This window comes from Brevundimonas sp., from assembly GCF_965227765.1.
Classification (GTDB): Bacteria; Pseudomonadota; Alphaproteobacteria; order Caulobacterales; family Caulobacteraceae; genus Brevundimonas.
This window is the reverse complement of the sequence record NZ_OZ245778.1, coordinates 1443689-1465639: the sequence shown is the minus strand read 5'-3', so window position 1 is coordinate 1465639 and position 21951 is coordinate 1443689. Positions and strand designations below refer to the sequence as shown.

At 66.4% G+C, this 21951-nt stretch carries 14 protein-coding genes; 8 read left to right on the top strand and 6 right to left on the bottom strand.

The window, feature by feature from the left end; genetic code table 11:
• Positions 1-54 precede the first annotated feature (54 nt).
• Both ACO05L_RS06925 and bglX read right to left on the bottom strand, forming a co-directional pair.
• Positions 55-1083 (bottom strand): SMP-30/gluconolactonase/LRE family protein, encoded by a 1029-nt coding sequence (locus ACO05L_RS06925; RefSeq protein WP_421731431.1) that lies wholly within the window; start codon positions 1081-1083, stop codon positions 55-57.
• Complete coding sequence (gene bglX / locus ACO05L_RS06920; protein WP_421731430.1) at positions 1080-3428, bottom strand: beta-glucosidase BglX; 2349 nt, start codon at positions 3426-3428, stop codon at positions 1080-1082. Before bglX ends, ACO05L_RS06925 begins: the two co-directional genes overlap by 4 nt.
• Positions 3429-3553: 125 nt before the next feature.
• Here bglX and ACO05L_RS06915 point away from each other — a divergent pair, with 125 nt between their 5' ends.
• On the top strand, positions 3554-4840 hold the full coding sequence (locus tag ACO05L_RS06915; RefSeq protein WP_421731429.1) for an MFS transporter: 1287 nt from the start codon (positions 3554-3556) through the stop codon (positions 4838-4840).
• Positions 4841-4856: 16 nt separating this feature from the next.
• Here the strand turns inward: ACO05L_RS06915 and ACO05L_RS06910 are convergent, their stop codons facing one another.
• Entirely contained in the window at positions 4857-5960 is a 1104-nt protein-coding gene (locus ACO05L_RS06910) for a Gfo/Idh/MocA family protein (protein ID WP_421731428.1), read from the bottom strand.
• Between the two features lie 136 nt (positions 5961-6096).
• Here ACO05L_RS06910 and ACO05L_RS06905 point away from each other — a divergent pair, with 136 nt between their 5' ends.
• From ACO05L_RS06905 to ACO05L_RS06895, 3 genes are all read left to right on the top strand, one after another.
• The gene (locus ACO05L_RS06905) at positions 6097-7401 is read left to right on the top strand and encodes an MFS transporter (RefSeq protein WP_421731427.1); all 1305 of its coding nucleotides are present in this window, start codon (positions 6097-6099) and stop codon (positions 7399-7401) included.
• A gap of 20 nt (positions 7402-7421) precedes the next feature.
• The gene (locus ACO05L_RS06900) at positions 7422-9059 is read left to right on the top strand and encodes a glycoside hydrolase family 43 protein (protein WP_421731644.1); all 1638 of its coding nucleotides are present in this window, start codon (positions 7422-7424) and stop codon (positions 9057-9059) included.
• 114 nt (positions 9060-9173) lie between these two features.
• On the top strand, positions 9174-11336 hold the full coding sequence (locus tag ACO05L_RS06895; protein ID WP_421731426.1) for an alpha-glucuronidase family glycosyl hydrolase: 2163 nt from the start codon (positions 9174-9176) through the stop codon (positions 11334-11336).
• Positions 11337-11347: 11 nt separating this feature from the next.
• Here ACO05L_RS06895 and ACO05L_RS06890 read toward each other — a convergent pair whose 3' ends face one another.
• A complete protein-coding gene (locus tag ACO05L_RS06890) occupies positions 11348-12373 on the bottom strand; it encodes a LacI family DNA-binding transcriptional regulator (RefSeq protein WP_421731425.1) in 1026 nt (341 codons plus the stop codon).
• A gap of 289 nt (positions 12374-12662) precedes the next feature.
• On the opposite strand from ACO05L_RS06890, the gene ACO05L_RS06885 reads away from it, so the two are divergent.
• The 4 genes from ACO05L_RS06885 to ACO05L_RS06870 all read left to right on the top strand — a co-directional run bounded on the left by ACO05L_RS06885 (position 12663) and on the right by ACO05L_RS06870 (position 19148).
• Positions 12663-15776 (top strand): TonB-dependent receptor, encoded by a 3114-nt coding sequence (locus ACO05L_RS06885; protein WP_421731424.1) that lies wholly within the window; start codon positions 12663-12665, stop codon positions 15774-15776.
• Between the two features lie 126 nt (positions 15777-15902).
• The gene (locus ACO05L_RS06880; RefSeq protein WP_421731423.1) at positions 15903-16625 is read left to right on the top strand and encodes a SapC family protein; all 723 of its coding nucleotides are present in this window, start codon (positions 15903-15905) and stop codon (positions 16623-16625) included.
• A complete protein-coding gene (locus ACO05L_RS06875) occupies positions 16616-17647 on the top strand; it encodes a cupin-like domain-containing protein (RefSeq protein ID WP_421731643.1) in 1032 nt (343 codons plus the stop codon). Before ACO05L_RS06880 ends, ACO05L_RS06875 begins: the two co-directional genes overlap by 10 nt.
• Before the next feature lie 10 nt (positions 17648-17657).
• Positions 17658-19148, top strand: coding sequence for a tryptophan halogenase family protein (locus ACO05L_RS06870; protein WP_421731422.1), 1491 nt, complete (start codon positions 17658-17660; stop codon positions 19146-19148).
• 21 nt (positions 19149-19169) lie between these two features.
• On the opposite strand, the gene ACO05L_RS06865 is transcribed toward ACO05L_RS06870, so the two are convergent.
• Together ACO05L_RS06865 and ACO05L_RS06860 are read right to left on the bottom strand one after the other, a co-directional pair.
• Positions 19170-20957 (bottom strand): IlvD/Edd family dehydratase, encoded by a 1788-nt coding sequence (locus tag ACO05L_RS06865; protein WP_421731421.1) that lies wholly within the window; start codon positions 20955-20957, stop codon positions 19170-19172.
• Positions 20958-21049: 92 nt separating this feature from the next.
• Positions 21050-21781 (bottom strand): FadR/GntR family transcriptional regulator, encoded by a 732-nt coding sequence (locus ACO05L_RS06860; protein WP_421731420.1) that lies wholly within the window; start codon positions 21779-21781, stop codon positions 21050-21052.
• Between the last annotated feature and the right edge of the window lie 170 nt (positions 21782-21951).

Sequence of the window (21951 nt, the reverse complement as noted above, 5' to 3'; positions counted from 1 at the left end):
GTCATCACCGTTCCATGACGATTGACGATCCCACCGCCGGTGCGACTCCAGGCCTCACCCTCGCGTTAAGGTCTTCAGCCGCACCAGCATTGCGCCCGAGGTAATGAACAGGGTGTGGCCGTCGTCGCCGAACTTGCAATTGGCCGCCGCCGTGCCGGTGTCGATCCGCCCCAGCGACCGACCGTCCGGCGTCAGGATATGGATGCCGCCCGGCCCGGTGACGAACAGATGCCCCTCCGCGTCGATGGCCAGGCCGTCAGGCAGGCCAGGGTTCTGATCCCCGACCAGGGCGGTGAAGTCCTTCAACACCCGACCATTGGAGACCGCGCCCGCGGCATCGAGGTCATAGGCCATGACGATGGCGCGCACCGGATCGGACTGGGCGACATAGAGGGTGCGCTGGTCGGGCGACAGGGCCACGCCATTGGGGAAGGTCAGGTCGTCGATCAGCAGGGTGACGGCGCCGTCCGCATCGAGCCGATAGACGCCGTTGTGCGCCTGTTCCTTCAGCGGCGACTGATCCATGTCCTTCAGGCCGTACGGCGGGTCGGTGAAGAAGATCGCTCCGGTGCGGGCCTGCACCAGATCATTGGGCGAGTTGAACCTGCGCCCCTGATAGCGGGTGGCCAACAGGGTCTTGGCCCTTGTCGCCAGATCGACCTTGGCGATGGCCCGGTTGCCATGGTCAGCCATCAGGATCGACCCGGCCGGACCCGCGATCAGGCCGTTGGAGCCCGGCTCGCGGAAGTCGGGCGTGGGTGGTCCGTCATAGCCCGACGGCTCCATGAAGACCGAAGCCCCGTCGGTCTCTGACCAGCGATGGATACGATTCTCAGGCACGTCGCTGAACAACAGATAGCCGCCGTCCTGGATCCAGACCGGCCCCTCGGACCATGTGAAGCCCTCGGCTAGCTTCTCGATCACGGCGCCCGGCGCGATCAGGCCATCCAGTGCGGGGTCTTCGCGGACGATGCGGCCGACGGTGGGTCGGGTGGATGTCGATGCGGTCATAGCGCAGCCCAGGGTTTCGATGGATGAGGCGGCGAGCGCGCCGGCAAGTATGAGGCGACGGGAGGCGGTCATGGAATGCTCTCTTCGGTGGACGGCGTCGGGATGGCGGCGGCGGGGACGGCGCTGACCCCCTCGGAGGTGATCGTGAACCGGCTGCGGGCGCGGATATCTGCGGACGAGGCGCCGATCATGACATCGATCGCGCCGCTCTGGATGCGCCAGTCATCGCCGTTCCAGAAGGCCAGTTGCGCGGGAGTGAGCCTGAAGCCGACCCGTTTCGCCTCCCCTGCCGCCAGGGCCACCCGACGGAACCCGCGCAGTTCCTGGATCGGGCGCGCCACGGCAGCGACCGGGTCGCGGACATAGAGTTGGACCACTTCGTCGGCCGGGATGTCCGAGGTATTGCGCACCACGACACTGACCTCGACCGAACCGTCTGCGGCGATCTCGGTCCGGCTGAGGCTCAGGTCGCTGTATTCGAACGTGGCGTAGCTGAGCCCGTGGCCGAAGGCGAACAGGGGGGTGATCGGCTGGTCGCGATATCGAGCGGTGTCGCGGGTCAGGTCCTCCGATGCCGGACGACCCGTGGCGACGTGGGCGTAGAAGCCCGGCGCAGCCCCGCTGGCGCGCGGGAACTCCATCGGCAACCGACCCGCCGGCGAGACCTTTCCGGTCAGGACGTCAGCGATGGCGGGGCCGGATTCGACGCCCAGGAACCAGGTCTCTAGGATCGCGGGCGCCCGGTCGGCCAGTTGCGGGATCGCTAACGGCCGCCCGTTCATCAGGATGACGACGACGGGCTTTCCGGTCGCCAGCACCGCCCCGGCCAGGGCGTTCTGGGCGGCGCTCAGGCCGATGTCGGTATAGCTGCGGGCCTCGCCCGAGCGGTCGAAATGCTCACCGACCACCAGCAGGACCAGATCCGCCGCCCGGGCGGTTTCGACCGCCTGGCCTAGGGCTTCGGCGTCCGAGATCTCGTTGACCTCATGCGCGCCTTCACCAGATGCCGTAGCCGCGATGACCTGCGCCGCCTCGGGCGCATAGCCGGCCGCATAGGTGATGACGGCCTGTGGCATGGCCTCGCGCAGGGCGGGGATCAGGGGCCGAACATCCTCGACCTTGCCCTGCGCCCGCCAACTGCCGAGCGAAGAGTTGGCGTCCTCGGCCAGGGCGCCGATCACCGCGATGCGGCGGGCGCTAGCCGCGATGGGCAGGACGCCGCCGTCGTTCTTCAGCAGCACGATCGAGCGGCGCGCGGCCTCGCGGGCGATGGCGCGGTGCTCGGGCGTCAGCATCGCCGCCGCCTCGCGCGCCGGATCGCTGCGGCCATAGGGGTCGTCGAACAGGCCCAGCCGCGCCTTGGCCAGCAGCACCGCGCGCACCGCGTCATCCAGCATGGGCATCAGCGCCGGATCGGCCTCGACCGCAGCCTTCAGCTCGGCGGAATACAGATTGCCCGCCATGTCCATGTCGACGCCGCCGCGCAGGGCCAGGGCGCCGGCTTCGCGGGGGGTGGCGGCGGCGCCGTGGTTGATCAGTTCGGGGATGGCGTTCCAGTCGCTGACGATCAGGCCGTCGTACCCCCAGTCGCCGCGCAACACGCCGCGCACCAGCGCCGGATGGGCCGTCAGAGGCACGCCCGCGATGTCGTTGAATGCGGTCATCATCGACCCCGCTCCGGCCGCGGTCGCCGCATGGAAGGGCGGCAGATAGACCTCGTGCAGGGTGCGGTCGGAGATGTCGGCGCTGTCGTAATCGCGCCCGCCCTGGGCGGCGCCATAGCCGACGAAATGCTTGGCCGTGGCCAGGATCGAAGTCGCGTCGGCCAGGGACGCCCCCTGGTAACCGCGGACCTGGGCCGTCGCCAGGATGGAGCCGAGATAGGGGTCCTCGCCCGCCCCCTCCACCACCCGGCCCCAGCGCGCGTCGCGGGCGATGTCGACCATGGGCGAGAACGTCCAGTTCAGCCCTGCCGCCGAGGCCTCCACCGCCGCCACGCGCGCGGTCTGTTCCAGCAGCGCCGGGTCCCAGCTGGCGGCCAGGGCCAGCGGCACGGGGAACAGAGTCTTGTAGCCATGCACCACGTCCATGCCGAACAGCAGCGGAATGCCCAGCCGCGACTGCTCGACCGCGACCCTTTGCAAGTCGCGGATCTGGGCGGCGCCGGCGACGTGCAGAAAGGAGCCGATCTCGCCACGCCTCACCCGCTCCAGCGCGGCCGCATCCAGGCGCGAGTTCAGCGCCCGCTGCCGGCCGCCCGGCACCTGGTTTAACTGGCCGATCTTCTCGTCCAGCGTCATCCGCCCCAGCAGGCTTTCGATCCGGTGAGCCTGATCCTCCTCGGGCGTCGGCGATTGAGCAAACGCGGCGCTCGCCATCGAAAGACAGGCAAGGCCGACGAGGATGTGTTTCAGCACAGGATGAATTCCGACAACGTTGTCATGATGTGTGGATTACCTCTAAGGCAAGGCTGAAGACGCGCAAGACCGTGATCGACGGTGCGTCGATACGGCGCCACGTCATGCTTCGGGAGGGCAAGTCCATGACCCAGGATATCGGCCAGACAACGCTGCGGCGGATCACGGGCAAGCTGATGCCCCTGTTCTGCCTGATGTACCTTATCGCCTACATCGACCGGCAGAACGTCTCCTACGCCAAGCTTCAGATGGCCGACGCCCTGGGCATGAGCGAGGCGGTCTATGGCCTGGGCGCATCCCTGTTCTTCATCGGCTATTTCCTGTTCGAAGCGCCCGCCAATCTGGTGCTGGCCAAGGTGGGCGCGCGGGTCTGGTTTACCCGCATCATGTTCACATGGGGCCTGATCACCGTGGCCTTGGGCTTCACCAGCAGCCCGGCCATGTTCTACGTCCTGCGCTTCCTGCTGGGCGCGGCGGAGGCGGGCTTCTTTCCCGGCGTCCTCTATGTGCTGACCCTGTGGTATCCCCAGTCCCATCGCGGACGGATGATCGGCGCCTTCATGATCGCCAGCGCGGCGGCCAATGCGGTGGGGGCCCTGATCGGCGGCGCGCTGCTGGACATGGATGGTCTGCTGGGGCTGGCCGGCTGGCAGTGGGTGTTCGTCGCCACGGGCATACCCGCCGTTCTGCTGGCGCCCTGGGTGCTGTGGAAACTGCCCGACGGCCCGGAGACCGCGCCCTGGCTGGCGGCGCCTCAGAAGGCCTGGATCAGCCGAACGCTTCAGGACGAGGCCGACGCAGCCCCCGACGCCGGTCACGGCTCGGCGTGGCGGGCGATGCTGGACCGGCGCGTGCTGATGCTGGCGGTCATGTACGTCGGCTTTCCCCTGGCCGCCTATGGACTCAGCTACTGGCTGCCGACGGTGGTGAAGGGGTTCGGCGTGTCCAACACCGTCAACGGGATGCTGAATGTCATTCCCTGGATTCTGGTGGGCATCGCCCTGTGGCTGTTGCCACGCCACGCCGCGCGGGTGGGTCACAGCGCCTGGCATATCGCCGGCCCGGCCCTGGTCGGCGCGGCCTGTCTGGTGCTCAGCGTCATCGTGCCGGGCGCGGTCGCCAAGTTCGCCCTGCTGTGCATCGCCGCCCCTGCCATCTTCGCCGCCCAACCCGTGTTCTGGAGCCTGCCGCCCACTTTCCTGCGCGGCGCGGGCGCAGCGGCCGGGATTGCTGCGATCAACTCGATCGGCAACCTGGGCGGCTTCGTGGCCCAGACCGTGGTGCCCGCGATCAAACAGGCGACCGGCAGCGACATCCTGCCCATGCTGTTCCCCGCCGCCTGTCTGACGGTGGCCGCGGGTCTGGTCTTTGTGGTCCTGCCCCGTCTGACACCCGGCAAGGTAAGGGCGTAGGGCAAGGCCTGATGCATCAAAGCCTGACGGTTCGGCCTTCGCGCGCGGCCAGATAGATGGCCTCGATGATCTTCATGTCCCGCAGCCCCTCCTCGCCCGCCACGATGGGCTGGCTGTCGGTCATGACGCACTGGGACAGGTGGTCCAGCATCCCCGAGAACTGATTGACCGGCAAATCCGGCGCCGGGTGATCCGCCGTCTGGCCGTTACGGCGCAGGCGCAGGCGGTTGCCGCCGTAGCCGGTGGCGGCCTCTGCATCCAGCCAGCCTTCCGTCCCGACCACGCGATATCGATTATGCCCCGAGCCATAGGTGGACACGCAGTTCGCGACCACGCCGGAGGCGAATTTCAGCTGGAAATTGATCGTGTCCTCGACCTCCTTGAATCGAATGTCGGAGCGGTCGGTGGATTCGACGGCGGATACCTCGACGGGCTCTTCGCCGGTCAGGTAGCGCGCGGCCTGAAGACTGTAGATGCCGATGTCCATCAGCGATCCCCCGCCCGCCAGGGCCCGGTTCAGCCGCCATTGCGTCGGGTCGCCGATGTTGAAGCCATGCTCGGCGGTGACGATGCGGGCCTTGCCGAGTTCGCCCTCGCGCACGATCCGCATCGCCTCGCGATTGTTGGCCTCGAAATGGCAGCGATAGCCGATCATCAGCTTGCGATCGGCGGCGCGACAGGCGGCGATCATCGCCTGTGCCTCCGCCGCCGTATTGGCCATCGGCTTTTCGCACATCACATGCTTGCCCGCCGCCGCCGCGCGCAGGGTGTATTCGTGGTGCATCCCGTTGGGCAGAATGACATAGACGATGTCGACATCCGGATTGTCGCGGATCGTGTCGAAGGTGTCGTAGGTATAGAGACCTGCCTCAGCCACGTCGTACCGCGCCGCATATCGCCTGGCCTTCTCCATCGACCCGCTGACCAGGGCTGTGACGCGCGAGTACCGGCACTCGGCGAAGCGCGGCAGGATCACATCCGCATACTGGCCCAGGCCCACGATGGCATAGCCCAGCTTGCGCTCCGTCGATGGAGCCGCGACCGCCGGATTGGCCACAAGTCCCAGCGACGCGGCGCCGCCCAGTTTCAGCAATCCGCGGCGGCTGGCGAATATGGTCATGGCGGCGTCTCTCCCGATTATGCGACCTGCCGAAGCCCCTCCGGCGGCCCTATTAATTGTCGGACATTTGTGCCACCGATTCAGGAGTGAGACCAGAGGCGCCGGGCATCGGCCGATCTGAAGGGGACCGACGACGATGTTCAGACAGGTAAAGGCGCTGCGCTGGTGGATCATCGGCCTGGTGATGATGGGCGCCATCATCAACTACCTGACCCGCAGCACCATGGGCGTCGCCGCGCCCACGCTGATGGACGATCTGGGCCTGACGACGCAGCAGTATTCCTGGATCACCAGCGCCTTCCAGCTGGGTATCATGATGCAGCCAGCCGCGGGCTATGTCCTCGACACCATTGGGTTGAAGACCGGGTTCGCCATCTTCGCCACGGCCTGGTCGCTCATCACCATCGCCCATGGACTGGCCAACTCCTGGCCCGTGTTCGCAGCTCTGCGGGGCGCGCTGGGTCTGGCGGAAGGCTCGGCCAATCCGGCCGGCATGAAGGCCGTGTCCGAGTGGTTTCCGGCGCGCGAGCGCGGACTGGCCGGCGGGGTCTTCAACATGGGAGCCTCGGTCGGATCCATGCTGGCGCCCCCGCTCGTCGCCTGGGCGATCCTGACCTATCACTGGCAGGCGGCCTTCTTCATCACCGGCGCCATGGGTCTGGTCTGGGTGGTGCTGTGGCTGTTCCTTTATCGCTCGCCCGACAAGCATCCCGCCCTGTCCGACGAAGAAAAGCGCCACATCGCCGAGGGCCGCGAGACCCACCTCGACAGCGATGGCTCCAAGCCTTCGTTGATCCGCATCCTGCGCCAGAGAAACTTCTGGGGCATCGCCCTGCCCCGGTTCCTGGCCGATCCGACCTGGGGAACCCTGGCCTTCTGGGTGCCGCTGTATCTGACCACCGTGCGCGGGTTCGACCTGACGCAGATCGCCATGTTCGCCTGGTTGCCCTTCGTGGCCGCCGACCTCGGCTGCCTGTTCGGCCCGACCCTGGTGCTGTTCCTGCAGAAGCGGGGTGTCAGCCTGATCAACGCTCGGCGCGGCGCCTTCACCGTGGGGGCCATGCTGATGATCGGCGTCGCCTTCGTCGGCTTTGTCGACAGTCCCTATCTCGCAATCCTGCTGCTCTGCCTCGGCGGTTTCGCGCACCAGACCCTGTCGGTCACCGTCATCACCATGTCCTCCGACCTCTTCCGCCGTAACGAGGTGGCCACCGCCACGGGCATGGCCGGGACCTTCGGCAACCTGGGCGTCTTGCTGTTCTCCCTGCTGATCGGCGGCCTGGTGACGACGGTCGGCTATGCGCCCTTCTTCGTGGCCCTGGCCGTGCTCGACATCCTGGGCGCCATCCTGCTTTGGACCCTGGTCAAGGATCCCGGCCGCGCCGGCCCAAGAGTGGGCCACGGCGATGATGTCTCCACGCTGGCCCAGGCCAAGCCATGACGGACCAGCCTGCCCCGCACATGATCCACAACCCTATCCTGACGGGCTTCCATCCCGACCCCTCGATCATCCGGGTCGGCGCGGACTTCTATGTCGCCACCTCGACCTTCGAATGGTTTCCGGGGGTGCAGATCCACCATTCGCGTGACCTGAAGAACTGGCGGCTGCTGACGCGACCGCTGCGACGCGCGAGCCAGCTCGACATGACCGGAGCGCCGGATTCCTGCGGCGTCTGGGCGCCCTGCCTGTCCTATGCCGACGGCCTGTTCCACCTGATCTATACCGATGTGAAGCGGTACGGCCGGACCTCGGTCGGCGGCGCCTCGGGGGCATCGCTGCGGGATTTCCACAACTATCTGGTCACCTGTCCGACGATTGACGGCGACTGGTCCGACCCGGTCCATCTGAACAGCAGCGGCTTCGATCCCTCGCTGTTCCACGACGAAGACGGGCGCAAATACCTGCTCAACATGCTGTGGGACCACCGGCCGGGCGCCGACAGGTTCGGCGGCATCGTGCTGCAGGAATACGACCCCAACGCCCGCGTCCTGATCGGCGAGCGCCAGATGATCTTCAGGGGGACGGACCTTGGTCTTACCGAGGCGCCGCATCTGTATCGCCGCGACGGCTGGTATTATCTGGTGACGGCCGAGGGCGGCACCGGCTGGGGCCACGCGGTCACCATGGCCCGGTCCCGCGACCTGCTCGGTCCCTACGCTCTGCATCCCGACGGTCCGGTCATCACGGCGCGCGACCGACCCGATGCCCCGCTGCAACGCGCCGGCCATGCCGATCTGGTCGAGACCGAAGCCGGAGAAACCTACGCCGTCTATCTGTGCGGTCGCCCGCTCAGGAATCGCGGTCGCTGCACCCTGGGTCGAGAGACAGCCATCCAGCGGATGGTCTGGGGTGACGATGGCTGGCTGAGGACAGAGGCGGGCGACGCCCTGCCCGTGCTGGAAACGCCGGCGCCGCAGGGGTTGGCCGACGCGCCCTTCCCCGCCGAGCCCGAACGTTACGACTTCAACCGCCCCGATCTGCCACTGGCCTTCCAGTGGCTGCGCTCGCCCCGGCCCGAGCGTCTGTTCAGCCTGACGGATCGCCCCGGTCGCCTGCGGCTGTTCGGACGAGAGAGCGTCGGCAGCGTTTTCGAGCAGAGCCTGGTCGCGCGCCGCCAGACCTCGCACAGCTTCAGCGCCGAAACTCGGATGGACTATCAGCCCCGGCACTATCAGCAGTCGGCGGGGCTGATCTGCTACTATGGCGCGGCCAAGTATCACTATCTGGTCTTGACCCATGACGAAGGTCTGGGCCGCTGTCTTCAGGTGATGTCGGCACTGCCGGATCAGGTCCAGGCCGACGCCTTCACGCCCCTGATCGCCGTCGCGGACGGCCCGGTCGACCTGCGGGTCGAGGTCGACGACGAGCGGCTGCGTTTCGCCTTTCGCATCGGCGGCGCGGCCTGGACCTGGCTGTCTCAGGTCTTCGACGCCAGCATCCTGTCGGACGAGGCGGCCCATCCGGGCACGGCCAACTTCACCGGAGCCTTCGTCGGCCTGGCCTGCCAGGACACCTCGGGGACGGGCCTGTCTGCGGACTTCTCGCATTTCGCCTATCGCGACCGGCCCTATCTGGCCGACCCGACCACCGCCCTCTGAACCCATCCACACCTGCGGCGCTTCACCGCCATCTAGACCCATTGGCCCGTCTTCAACCTCGTGCGATGATAGCGCTACCAGAGAGCCCGCTCACGGGCCGAGGGAGGATATTGAATGGGTTACGCCCGTTGGCTGATCTTGCTGGTCATAGCCGCCATCTTCGTAGGCGCGCCCCGCATGGCGGCGGCCGAGGACGGATACGAACTCTGGCTCCGCTATCCGCCCGCAGAGGCAAGCCTTGCCGGCGGCTATCGCAATGCTGCACGCGGCCTGGTTCCGGGCGAAAACTCGCCGACGATACAGATCGCCACCACCGAGCTGACACGCGGCCTGACCGGCATGATCGGCCAAGCCCCCGCGCCTTCCGACACCGTCGCCGACGGCGCGATCCTGTACGGAACCCCGGCCTCCTCGCCCCTGATCGCCGGCCTCGGCATCGACCTCGCGGATATGGGGTCCGAGGGCTACGCCATCCTCAGCCGCCGCATCGACGGCCACGATGTCACCGTCATCACAGCCAACAGCGACGTCGGCGTGCTGCACGGCGCGTTCGAGTTCCTGCGTCTCATGCAGACAGCCCAGCCGGTCCGCGATCTCGACATCCGCTCGGCGCCGAAGGTCCGCCTGCGAGTCCTCAATCACTGGGACAATCTGAACCGCACGGTGGAGCGCGGCTATGCCGGCCAGTCGATATGGGACTGGCAGACCCTGCCCGACTTCACCCCGGTCCTGTATTCCGACTACGCCCGCGCCAACGCCTCCGTAGGCATCAACGGCACAGTGCTGAACAACGTCAACGCCAACGCCCAGAGCCTGACCGCACCCTATATCGCCAAGGCTGCCGCGCTCGCGGACCTGTTCCGTCCCTATGGCATCCGGGTCTATCTATCGGCCCGGTTCAGCAGCCCCATCGAGATCGGCGGCCTCGACACCGCCGACCCTCTGAACCCGCAGGTGCAGGCCTGGTGGAAGGCCAAGGCGGACGAGATCTATCGCGCCATCCCCGATTTCGGCGGCTTCCTGGTCAAGGCAAACTCCGAAGGACAGCCGGGGCCGCAGGACTATCACCGCACCCACGCCGAGGGCGCCAATATGCTGGCAGATGCGGTCGCCCCCCATGGCGGCGTCGTCATGTGGCGGGCCTTCGTCTATTCGCACGAACAGCCTGACGACCGCGCCAAACAGGCCTTTGACGAGTTCGCACCGCTGGACGGCCAGTTCCGCGACAACGTCATCGTCCAGGTCAAGAACGGCGCCATCGACTTCCAGCCGCGCGAGCCCTTCCATCCGCTGTTCGGCGCAATGCCGCAGACGCCGCTGATGATGGAATTCCAGATCACCAAGGAATACCTCGGCTTCAACACCCACCTGGCCTACCTCGGCCCGCTCTACGAGGAGACGCTGCAGTCGGACACCTATCAGCGGGGTCGAGGCTCGACGGTGGCCCGTGTCGTGAACGGCGCCCTGTTCGGCGACACCCTGACCGGCATGGCCGGGGTGGCCAATATCGGCTCGGACCGGAACTGGTCGGGCTCCCATTTCGATCAGGCCAACTGGTACGTCTTCGGTCGCATGGCCTGGAATCCCGAGACGCGCGCCCGCCCCGTCGCCGAGGAGTGGCTGCAGCGCACCTTCTCCAACGATCCGGCCTTTGTCGGCCCGGTCACGGAGATGATGATGGGATCACGCGAAGCGGTGGTCGATTACATGACGCCGTTGGGCCTGCATCATTTGATGGACACCGGACACCACTACGGCCCTGGCCCCTGGGTCGATGATCTGGCGCGGCCGGAATGGAACCCAACCTATTATCATCAGGCGGACGCTGGCGGCATCGGCTTTGATCGCACGGCCACCGGCAGCAATGCGGTGGCTCAGTACGCCGCGCCCGTCGCCGCCCGCTTCGCCGATCTGGCCACCGTGCCGGAACAGGACCTGCTATGGTTTCACCATGTGCCGTGGGACTACCGCATGAAGTCGGGCCGGGACCTGTGGGACGAACTGGTGCTCACCTATGACCGGGGCGTGGCCTCAGTCGCCGCCATGCGCCAGACCTGGGCCTCGGTCGAACCCCAGATCGACGCTCAGAGGTTCGCCGAGGTCTCGACCTTCCTGGCGATTCAGGAGCGTGAAGCGAAGTGGTGGCGCGACGCCAGCCTGGCCTATTTCCAGTCGATCTCGAATCGCCCCCTGCCAGAAGGCGTTACTCCGCCGCCGGAACCGCTGGAGTATTACAAGGGCCTGACCTTCCCCTATGCGCCGGGTAACGGGGCCTGATGTCTCGAGCTTCAGTCCCTGGCCGGCGGGGCCGATGACTCGCGCAGGCACAGGGTGTGGGGATGGTCGCGCCGCATGGTGACCTTTCGCCCCTCCAACTGATCCAGCACCATCTCGGCGGCGGCATGGGCCATCTCGAAGACCGGTTGATGCACTGTGGTGATGCGCGGCCAGGTGATTTGCGACACCTCCGAATCGTCGAAGCCGACGATGGTCAGGTCTCCCGGCACGTCCAGCCCCTGCTCGCGCGCAGCCATCAGCGCCCCCACGGCCATGTCGTCGTTCTGGGCCAGGATGGCCGTTGGGCGCTCCGGCCCCGACAACAGGGCGACGGCGGCGGCGTGTCCACTCTCGCGTGTGAACTGGCCCTGGCCGATCTGGCCGGCCTTGATCGACAGGCCTGCCGCCTTGAAGGCCTGCTTGAAACCCTTCATTCGCTGGGCGCTCGACGCGTGGGTCGCGTCTCCGGCGATGATGGCGATGCGAGTATGACCCAGGCCGATGACGTGCTCGGCCATTTCGCGTGCGGCGCCTATGTCGTCGATCGTGTTGCTGGGTCCCGCCTCCAGCGACTGTGTCGGCGCAATGCGGGCAAAGCGGATGCCGGCGGCGGTCAGATCGGCGAGGATGCGCGCGCTGTCGGACGCGGGCGGGGCCAGGACGACGCCGTCCAGGGCCGCCGATCGCAACAGGCCGACGACCTCGCCCTCGCGCTCGGCGACCGAGGCCACGGGAATCACCACCAGCCGGTAGCGCTCCCCCTTCAGCCGGTCGAGCACCCCCGTCTGAAGTTCGACGACATAGCTGGGCGAAGGGTTTTCATAGACGAGGCCGATCAGGTGAGATCGGCGCCTCACCAAAGATTGGGCCATCACATTGGGATGATAGTTCAGCGTGTCGGCAGCCGCCTTGACCCGCAGGCGGACATCCTCGCTGACATGGGGTTCGCCGTTCAGGGCGCGCGAAACCGTCTTGGTCGAGACGCCCGCCAAGCGACCGACATCGACAATGGTGGAGCGACGTTCACCTCTGGCCACTAGAACAGCCTCGTTGGCCCGGGTTCAAAGACTGTCAGCTATCGGCTGCCCAACGGCCGGTCCAGCGCGATATGCACCCTGTCCGCTGCGATTCGTCGCTCCACACAACAGGTCCGCCGCCAATTTCATGCCCAGGAAGGCGTCGTTTCAAACAGGTAGCGCTAACATTTGTCATTGACAACGTAGGACAATGGACCGACGCTCAAATGGGGCGGAAATCCGCCTTTCAATGAAAACAGACGGCGGCGCTCAGCCGCTGCGGAGGGACACCATGAGGGGTACATCATTCGTGAGCACGCTTGCGCGCTCGACATCGGCCTTGGCCCTGCTGACCAGCCTCGCCTTGCCGGCCATGGCGCTGGCCCAGGACGCCGGTCAAGAAGCCACCAACGTCGACGAGATTATCGTCACGGGCGTGCGAGCCAGCCTCGACCGCGCCATGGACATCAAGCGTAATTCTTCGGGCGTCGTCGACGCCATTTCCGCCGAGGACATCGGCAAATTCCCCGACACCAACCTGGCCGAGTCGCTGCAGCGCGTGCCCGGCGTTTCCATCAACCGGGTGAACGGCGAAGGCTCCGAGGTCACGGTTCGCGGCTTCGGCGGCGGCTTCAACCTGGTCACCCTGAACGGTCGCCAGATGCCGACCGCCAACGTCGTGGCCGTCGGTGGCGACCAGAGCGTCGATTTCAGCACCGCAACCAGCCGCTCGTTCGACTTTTCCAACATCGCCTCCGAGGCGGTCAGCCTGCTGGAGGTCTACAAGACCGGCCAGGCGGCGGTGCCGTCCGGCGGTATCGGCGCGACGATCAACGTCGTCACCCGCCGTCCGTTCGACGCCCGTGAATCCGGCTGGAACGGCAGCTTCGGCGTCAAGGCCGTGCATGACGCCAGCGTCGATCGCGGCGACAACGTCACTCCGGAAGCCTCCGGTCTGCTGAGCTGGCGCAACGACACCAGCACCCTGGGCGTCCAGGTGTTCGGTAGCTATCAGCGCCGCGACAGCGCCGCCGTCAGCGCCACGTCCAACGCCTGGACGGTGCTGCGTCGCGACGATTTCCTGAATACGGCCGGCCCGTACGTGAACGGCGCGACCGTGGTGACCAATGCCCCGGCGACCAACCAACTGGTCGCCGTGCCGAACGACAGCCGCTACCACTTCTCCGAATCCGAGCGCGAGCGCTGGAACGGCCAGGCCGTGGTGCAATGGCGTCCGACCGACAACGTCACCATCACCGCCGACGCCATGTACGCGGAGAACACGACCACCGAGGACCGGACCGACCAGACCAACTGGTTCAACCGTCCCTTTGGCCAGGTGCGGTTCGACGACAACGAAGCCGTCGCGACGACCGTCTTCCTTCAGGAAACCATCGGCGGCGCCAAGGACACGGGCTTCGAGCAACAGTATCGCGCGACCAAGGACACGCTGGAATCCTTCGGCCTGAACGTGGCCTGGGACGTGTCGGACAACCTCAGCTTCGCCCTGGATGGCCATTCGTCCGTCGCCGAAAGCCTGCCGGATGGTCCGAACGGCGCCAGCTCGACCCTGGTCGGCCTGGGCGCCAAGGTGATCGGCGCCCACTCGCTCGACTGGAGCGGCGACATCCCGGTGCAGACGATCGTCTTCCGGGACGACCTGTACGGCAACAACAACGGCGTGCTCGACACGCCCGACGTCGGCAGCTCGATCGCGCGGACCAACGCCTCGCAGCAGCGTCAGGAAATCCAGGAAATCCACCTGAGCGGCGCCTATGACTTCGGCGGCGGCAGCCGGTTCGACTTCGGCGCCGAGTACATCGACTCGGAGATGATCAGCCAGCGCGTACAGACCCAGCAAACCCTGGGCGACTGGGGCGTCAACAACCCCGGCGACGTCGACGCGCTAGCGGCCGGACTACTGGAAGAGTTCTGCCTGACCTGCCACTTCGACACCTTCGATTCGGGTTCGACCGGCGCATCGCTGATCGCCTTCCGCGCCAATGCGGTCGATCTCTACAACGCCCTGTCGCCCGCCTATGCGGCGGATCGGAACCCGTTCAACGGTGTCGCCGAAGCGGGCAACCCGGTAGAGGTCAACGGTCGCGACTACAACGTCGTCGGCGAGAAGACCTGGGCCGTCTATGGCCAGGTGACCTTCGCCGGTGAACTGGGCGCCATGCCGATCCAGGTCGTCGCCGGCGTTCGCTACGAAAGCACCGACGTCGACGCATTCTCGCTGGTTTCCGCCCCGACCGGCATTCGCTGGATCTCGGACAACGACTTCATCCGCACGTTCGGCGACGACGTAACCCCCGTCGAAGGTCAGGGCAGCTACGACAACGTCCTGCCTTCGCTCGACTTCTCGATCGAGCCCCGGGACGACGTGAAACTGAGGGCCTCGTTCAGCCGCACCCTCGCCCGGCCCGACTTCTCCAACCTGTTCACCGCCACCACCGTGAACGCGCCGGGTCGTCCTACCGTCCTGGGGGGCGAAGCCACCGGCACGTCCGGCAACCCCGGTCTGCTGCCGCTGATCTCGGACAACCTCGACTTCTCGGCGGAATGGTATTTCGCCCCGTCGAGCTACGTCTCGGTCGGCTTCTTCGACAAGCGGGTTCGCAACTTCATCGGCCAGGGCCAGGTCACCCGGCAACTGTTCGATCTGCGTGACCCGACCGCAGGCGCGCCGGGCACCAACTCCGGTATCGCCCTGGATCGCCTCGCCGCTCTCGGCGCCGACAGCTCCGACGTGAACCTGTTCACCTACACGGCGCTGCTGATCGAGAACAACGGCAACACAGCGGTCACGGACGCCGAGTTCAATGCTGGACGTACGGGTCCCGGCGGTTCGCTGGACCAGGGCTTCGCCGACGAAGTGCTGGCCCGCCTGGACGTTTCGGCCACTGCGGCCGATCCTCTGTTTGACTTCGTCATCGCCCAGCCGGTCAACAACCGCGAAGCCAACATCAACGGCTGGGAACTGGCCGCCCAATACTTCCTGGGCGACACGGGCTTTGGCGTCGCCGGCTCCTACACGATCGTGAACGGAGACGTCGAAGTGGACGTCGGCGCCGATCCGAGCATCGACCAGTTCGCCCTGCTCGGCCTCAGCGACAGCGCCAACGTGACGCTGATCTACGACAAGAACGGCATCTCGGCCCGTCTCGCCTACAACTGGCGCGACAAGTATCTGACGCAAACCAACCGTGACGGCACCAGCCGCAACCCGGTGTTCACGGAACCCTTCGGAACCCTGGACTTCAACGTCAGCTATGACATCAGCGACAGCATCGCGGTATCGTTCGAAGGCATCAACCTGACCAGCGAGCCCGTCCGCACCTATGGCCGGTCCGAGCGTCAGCTCTACTTCGCCCAGGAGCTGAAGCCGCGCTACCTGCTCGGCCTGCGCGCCCGATTCTAGACCGACTGCCAGTAAGAAGGCTGAGGCCGCCGCTTGTCGGCGGCCTCATGCTTTCAGCCTCGGCTCATTCTGGTTGCGTGCGGTGGCGGCTCTGACCATCATCGACGCAAAAGTGAAGGCGCGTTCGTGACCAATATCGTGCTCCTCGACAACGTCGATCACGCCGATCTGCGGGTGGCCCAGGGCTACGGCCCGGCCTTCGGCGACGCCATCAATCAGGCGCGCGTCTTCCCCACGGAATTCGAAGCGCTTCAGCGCGAATACCCCATCCTGTTTCGCCGCGACGCCACGGGCGAAGTGCAGGCCGTGGTCCTGCTGGGCCTGGACCGCGATGAAAACCTGTTCCTCGCCGACGGCGGCTGGAGCGCCCGCTATGTCCCCGTGATCCAGCGCCGCGGACCGTTCTCGATCCGCGTCGAAACCGATCCGGGCTCTGGTGCGCAAGACCTGAAGATCAATGTTGATCTCGATCATCCCCGTATCACGCCGGGCCAGGGCCAGCTGGTCTTCAAACGCCACGGCGGCGCCACCCCCTATCTCGATGACGTCAGTCATGCGCTGCAGACTCTCTATGAGGGGGTCCAGGCCAGTGAGCCGATGTTCCAGGCCTTCTCCGACGCAGGCCTGATCGAGGCCGTGGCCATCAACATCACGGTCGGCGAAGCCCTGCGCTACGACCTGGAGGATTTCCACGCCATCAGCCGCGAGCGCCTGACGGCCCTGGACGGCGCTGCGCTGAAGCGTCTGCATCGCGCCGGCTGGCTGGCGACGGCTTTCCATGCGGCATCATCCCTGGCCAACATCGACCGGCTGATCGAGATGAAGAACCGCAAGGAAGGCTGGGCGTGATTACGCGGCGGACCCAGGTCGTCGAGGCCCCGATCGGCGCGCCGCTGCCCCTGGCCCATCTGCTTGCAGAGCAACGCCCCGTCATCTTTCGCGGCCTAGCTCGTGACTGGCCGCTCGCCGTCGCCGGCCGCGAGGACCCCAGATCCGCTATCGACTATCTGAAGCGTTTCGACGCGGGACGCCCCGTCGTCGGCTATACCGGCGGACCGGAAATCCGGGGCCGCTATTTTTACAACGAAGCTCTCGACGGTCTGAATTTTCAGGCGCAGCGCGTTTCCCTCAGCGCCTATCTGGACGCGATAGCCAGCCAGATCGATGCCGAGACGCCGCCCTCCTTCTATGTCGGATCGACCGATCTGGACGCCTATCTGCCGGGCCTGCGGGCCGAGAACGACCTGTGGCTGCCTCCGCCCTCCCCCGGTTGCGAGCCTCCCATCGTCAGCATCTGGCTGGGCAACCGGACCACGGCGGCGACCCATTTCGATATGTCGAACAACCTGGCCTGCTGCCTAGTCGGACGGCGTCGCTTCACCCTGTTTCCGCCCGAGCAGATCGACAATCTCTACCCCGGCCCGCTGGAGCCGACGCCGGGCGGTCAGGTCGTCAGCATGGTCGATCCGACGCGGCCCGATCTGGACCTCTATCCCCGCTTCGCCCTGGCGGCGGCGGCGGCCGAGATCGCGGAGTTGGAGCCCGGCGACGTCCTCTTCTACCCCGCCCTGTGGTGGCACAATGTCGAGGCGCTAGGACCGTTCAACGCCATGGTCAACTACTGGTGGAACGACGCGCCGGCATTCATGGACACGCCGATGACCACCCTGCTGCACGCCATGCTCAGCCTGCGTGACCGGCCCGAGGCCGAGAAGCAGTCATGGCGCGCCCTGTTCGAATTCTATGTCTTCGGCGATTCAGCCCGGCCCGCAGCCCATCTTCCCGCAACGGCCCAAGGCGATCTGGCTCCGCTGGACGAGCGCTCGGCACGACGCCTGCGCGCCAAGATCCTGCAAAAACTGAACCGTTAGGAGCGCCGACTTGGAACCTCGCAAGACACGGGTGGTCATCGCTGGCGGCGGCACGGCGGGCTGGCTGGCGGCGGCGGTTCTGGCCCGCCAGCTCGGTCCGCTGCTGGACATCGTCCTGGTCGAGTCCGAGGACATCGGCACGATCGGGGTGGGCGAATCGACCATCCCCACGGTCCGGGCCTTCCATGCCCTGCTGGGCCTGGACGAGCGCGAGTTCATGAGCACGACGGGCGCCACCTTCAAGCTGGGCATCTCGTTCGAGAACTGGGCGCATGACGGCGACCGCTACATCCACTCGTTCGGCGACGTCGGCAAATCGACATGGATGGGGGATTTCCAGCATTTCTGGCTGGAGGCGCGCAGGCGTGGCCTCGCAGGCGAGCTGGGCGACTACTGTTTCGAGCATCAGGCGGCCCTGGACGATCGGTTCGCCACCGGGCCGAACGGCAAGCTGAACTACGCCTATCACCTGGACGCCGGCCGCTACGCCCACTTCCTGCGCGCGCGCGCCGAGGCCGGCGGGTTGAAACGGGTCGAGGGCCGGATCGCCAAGGTGGATCTCGACGCCGAGAGCGGCCACATCGAAGCCCTGGTCCTGGCCGACGGCCAGCGGATCGAAGGCGACCTGTTCTTGGACTGCACCGGGTTTCGCGCCCTGCTGATCGGCGAGGCTCTGGGCGTGGGCTTCGAGGATTGGGGCGACTGGCTGCCGACCAACCGCGCCCTGGCCGTACAGACGGTCTCGACCGGCCCCGCCGTCCCCTACACCCGAGCCATCGCGCACGATGCCGGATGGCGTTGGCGCATTCCCCTGCAACACCGGGTCGGCAACGGCCTGGTCTATGCCTCCGACTTCCTGTCCGACGACGAGGCGCGGGCGCGTCTGCTGGAGTCCATCGAGGGCGAACGGCTGATCGAGCCGGGCCTGATCCGCTTCCGGACCGGTCGCCGCATGAAGGCGTGGCAGGGCAACTGTATCGCCTTGAGCCTGGCCGGGGGCTTCGTCGAGCCTCTGGAATCGACCAGTATCCACCTGATCATGACCGGCCTGACGCGGTTGATGCAGGCCTTCCCGTTCGACGGCGTCAGCCCCGCGGTCGTCGCCCGCTACAACGAGCAGTCGCGCGGCGAGATCGAGCGCATCCGCGACTTCATTATCCTGCACTACCACCTGAACGACCGCCCTGAGCCCTTCTGGCGACGCCAGCGCGAGATGGCCATTCCCGACAGCCTAGCCGAACGCCTGGGTCTCTTCGTCGAGAGCGCACAGGCCTACCAGGGCCCGGAAGATCTGTTCCGCGTCAGCTCATGGCTACAAGTGCTGTTCGGCCAGGGCCTGACCCCGGCCCGGTATCATCAGCTAGCCCGGCTGATCCCCGACGACCAGCTTCGCCAGGCTCTGACGGACCTGAAGACCAATATCGACCGGGCCGTGTCGCGGCTGCCGACGCATCAGGCCTTCATTCAGGACTATTGCCCGGAAAAGACCGAGGCCGCCTGAGGCCTCGGTCTTCATCAAGCCTCAGTGGTTGTCGCGGGGGTTGCCGAACTTGTCGATGATGCGGTGATATTTGACCGCTGGCTCCAGCAGGGCGCCGGTCCCCAGTTGCCCGACATTGGCGCGTTGAAGCTCCTGCCACGGCGTCTGCGACGGCGGGAATTGGAAGCCCCCGGCGGCGTCCAGCGCCGCGCGGCGCTCGGCGAACTCGGCCTCGGTGAGCTTGGCGTCGACGCGGCAGGTGTTCAGATCCACCCTCACCCGGTCGCCGGTCCGTAACAGGGCCAGATTGCCCCCGGCCGCCGCTTCCGGGGAAGCGTTGAGGATCGACGGCGAACCTGAGGTGCCGGACTGGCGACCATCGCCGATACAGGCCAGGGCGTGGACACCCTGTTTGATCAGATGCGCGGGCGGCCGCATATTCACGACCTCGGCCGCGCCCGGATAGCCGATCGGGCCGGCGCCGCGCATGAACAGGATGCTTTGTTCGGTGATGCCTGTCGCCGGGTCATCAATGCGGTGATGATAGTCCTCGGGGCCGTCAAACACGACCGCCGGACCCTCGAAGGCGTTCAGGTCGGCGGGGTTGCTGAGATATCGCTCGCGGAACTCGGCGGCGATGACGCTGGTCTTCATGATCGCGTTGTCGAACAGGTTGCCGCTCAACACCAGGAAGCCGGCGTCCTTCAGCAGAGGCGCGTCCATGGTGCGGATCACGTCGGGCAGGTTGATCTCGGCGTCACGGCAGTTGTCGCCCATGGTCCGGCCGTTGACGGTCATGGCTCCCTCGTGGATCAGCCCCTTGGACATCAGCTGAGAGACCACCGCCGGAACGCCCCCGGCCTGGTGGAAGTCTTCGCCCAGATAGGTCCCGGCGGGTTGCAGATTGACCAGCAGGGGCACCGCGTGGCCGTGCGTCTGCCAGTCCTCGATGGGCAGGTCGACGCCCATGTGCCGCGCCAGGCCGGTGATGTGGATCGGCGCATTGGTCGAGCCGCCGATGGCCGAGTTGACGACGATGGCGTTCTCGAACGCCTCACGGGTCATGATGTCTGAAGGCTTCAGATCCTCGCGGACCATGTCCACGATCCGCTTGCCTGTCAGATAGGCGTTCTGGGGCCGTTCGCGGTAGGGCGCAGGGATGGCGGCCGATCCAGGCAGGCTCATGCCAAGGGCCTCGGCCAGCGAGTTCATCGTCGTCGCCGTGCCCATGGTGTTGCAGTAGCCGACCGAGGGCGCCGAGGTGGCGACCAGGTTGATGAACCCTTCATAGTCCAGCTCACCCGCCGCCATCTGTTCGCGGGCCTTCCAGATGATGGTGCCCGAGCCGATCCGCTCGCCCTTCAGCCAGCCGTTCAGCATCGGTCCAACCGACAGGGCGATGGCCGGAATATTCACCGTCGCCGCCGCCATCAGACAGGCGGGCGTGGTCTTGTCACAGCCGATGGTCAGAACGACCCCATCCAGCGGATAGCCGTAAAGCAGCTCGACCAAGCCCAGATAGGCCAGGTTGCGGTCCAGACCCGCCGTGGGGCGCTTGCCGGTTTCCTGGATTGGATGGACCGGGAACTCGAGGGCGATGCCGCCGGCCTCGCGAATACCCTCGCGGACGCGCTTGGCCAGTTCGATGTGGTGGCGGTTGCAGGGGCTGAGGTCCGACCCGGTCTGGGCGATGCCGATGATCGGCTTGCCCGACCGCAGCTCTTCCAGCGTCAGCCCATAGTTCAGATAGCGCTCGAGATAGAGCGCCGTCATGTCGGGGTTGTCCGGGTTATCGAACCACGCGCGCGAACGAAGGGGCTTGGGCATCATCAGATCCTGGGAATAATAGTCTGACAATTAGCCAAAAGCCCTGACGGTTTCAACCGCGAAGGTGGCCCCTCGCCCAGCTTTTGGAACTCGAGTTACAGACCGGCGATCTGCTCCAGAGCGCGGTCCACCAGAACCTCCATGGCGTGGCGCGCCGCGTCGGCGTCGCTGGCCTCGATAGCGGTGAAAACCGCCCAGTGTTCGGGCATGGGATCCGGCGGCAGACGCAGCTTTCGCTGCTTGTAGTGGGTGGTCCAGCGAACCCCGGCGCCGATCGTCGAGGCCAGGCTGATGAGCGGCGGATTGCGCGTTGCTTCCAGCACCGCCTGGTGGAAGTCCCGGTCCGCCGACTGGCCTTCGTCGGTCTTGAGCGTCATCCGCTCCATCACCTCCAGCGAGTGCCGCATGAGTTGAAGGTCCTCGGTCGAGCGACGGGTGGCGGCCAGGGCGGCGGCGGCCGGTTCGACGATCATCCGCAACTCGAACAGGCCGTCGATGATGGCGGGGCTGGGCTCGCTCTCGAACAGCCAGCCCAGCACATCGCTGTCCAGCAGGTTCCAGCGCGCCATCGGCAAGACCCGAGTGCCGGTGCGTGGCCGGCTTTCGACCAAGCCCTTGGCCGAAAGGATTCGAACCGCCTCGCGATAGGCGCTCCGCGAGACGTTGAGCCGTTCGCTGAACTCGATCTCGTTGGCCAGGACGGCGCCAGGTTGATGCGCGCCCGAGACGATGGCGATGCCAAGGTCACGAGCGATAGCGCCGTGCAGCCGCTCCGAACCGAGTTTCTGGGGAGGCTTGTTGGCGTTGCTTTTGGTAGAGGAGGTCATCTGGGTTCCGGTCGATCGGCGCGCACCATACACCCAGAGGTCGAAGCGCGACACTTCGCCCATACACCTGAAACGGCGCCGGAAAGCGGTTGACCGGCGCCTTCCGACTGCTAGGCTCATGGTAGCGCTATCATCGCCGAGTAACGGCGGGACTTTTTGGGAGGATTACA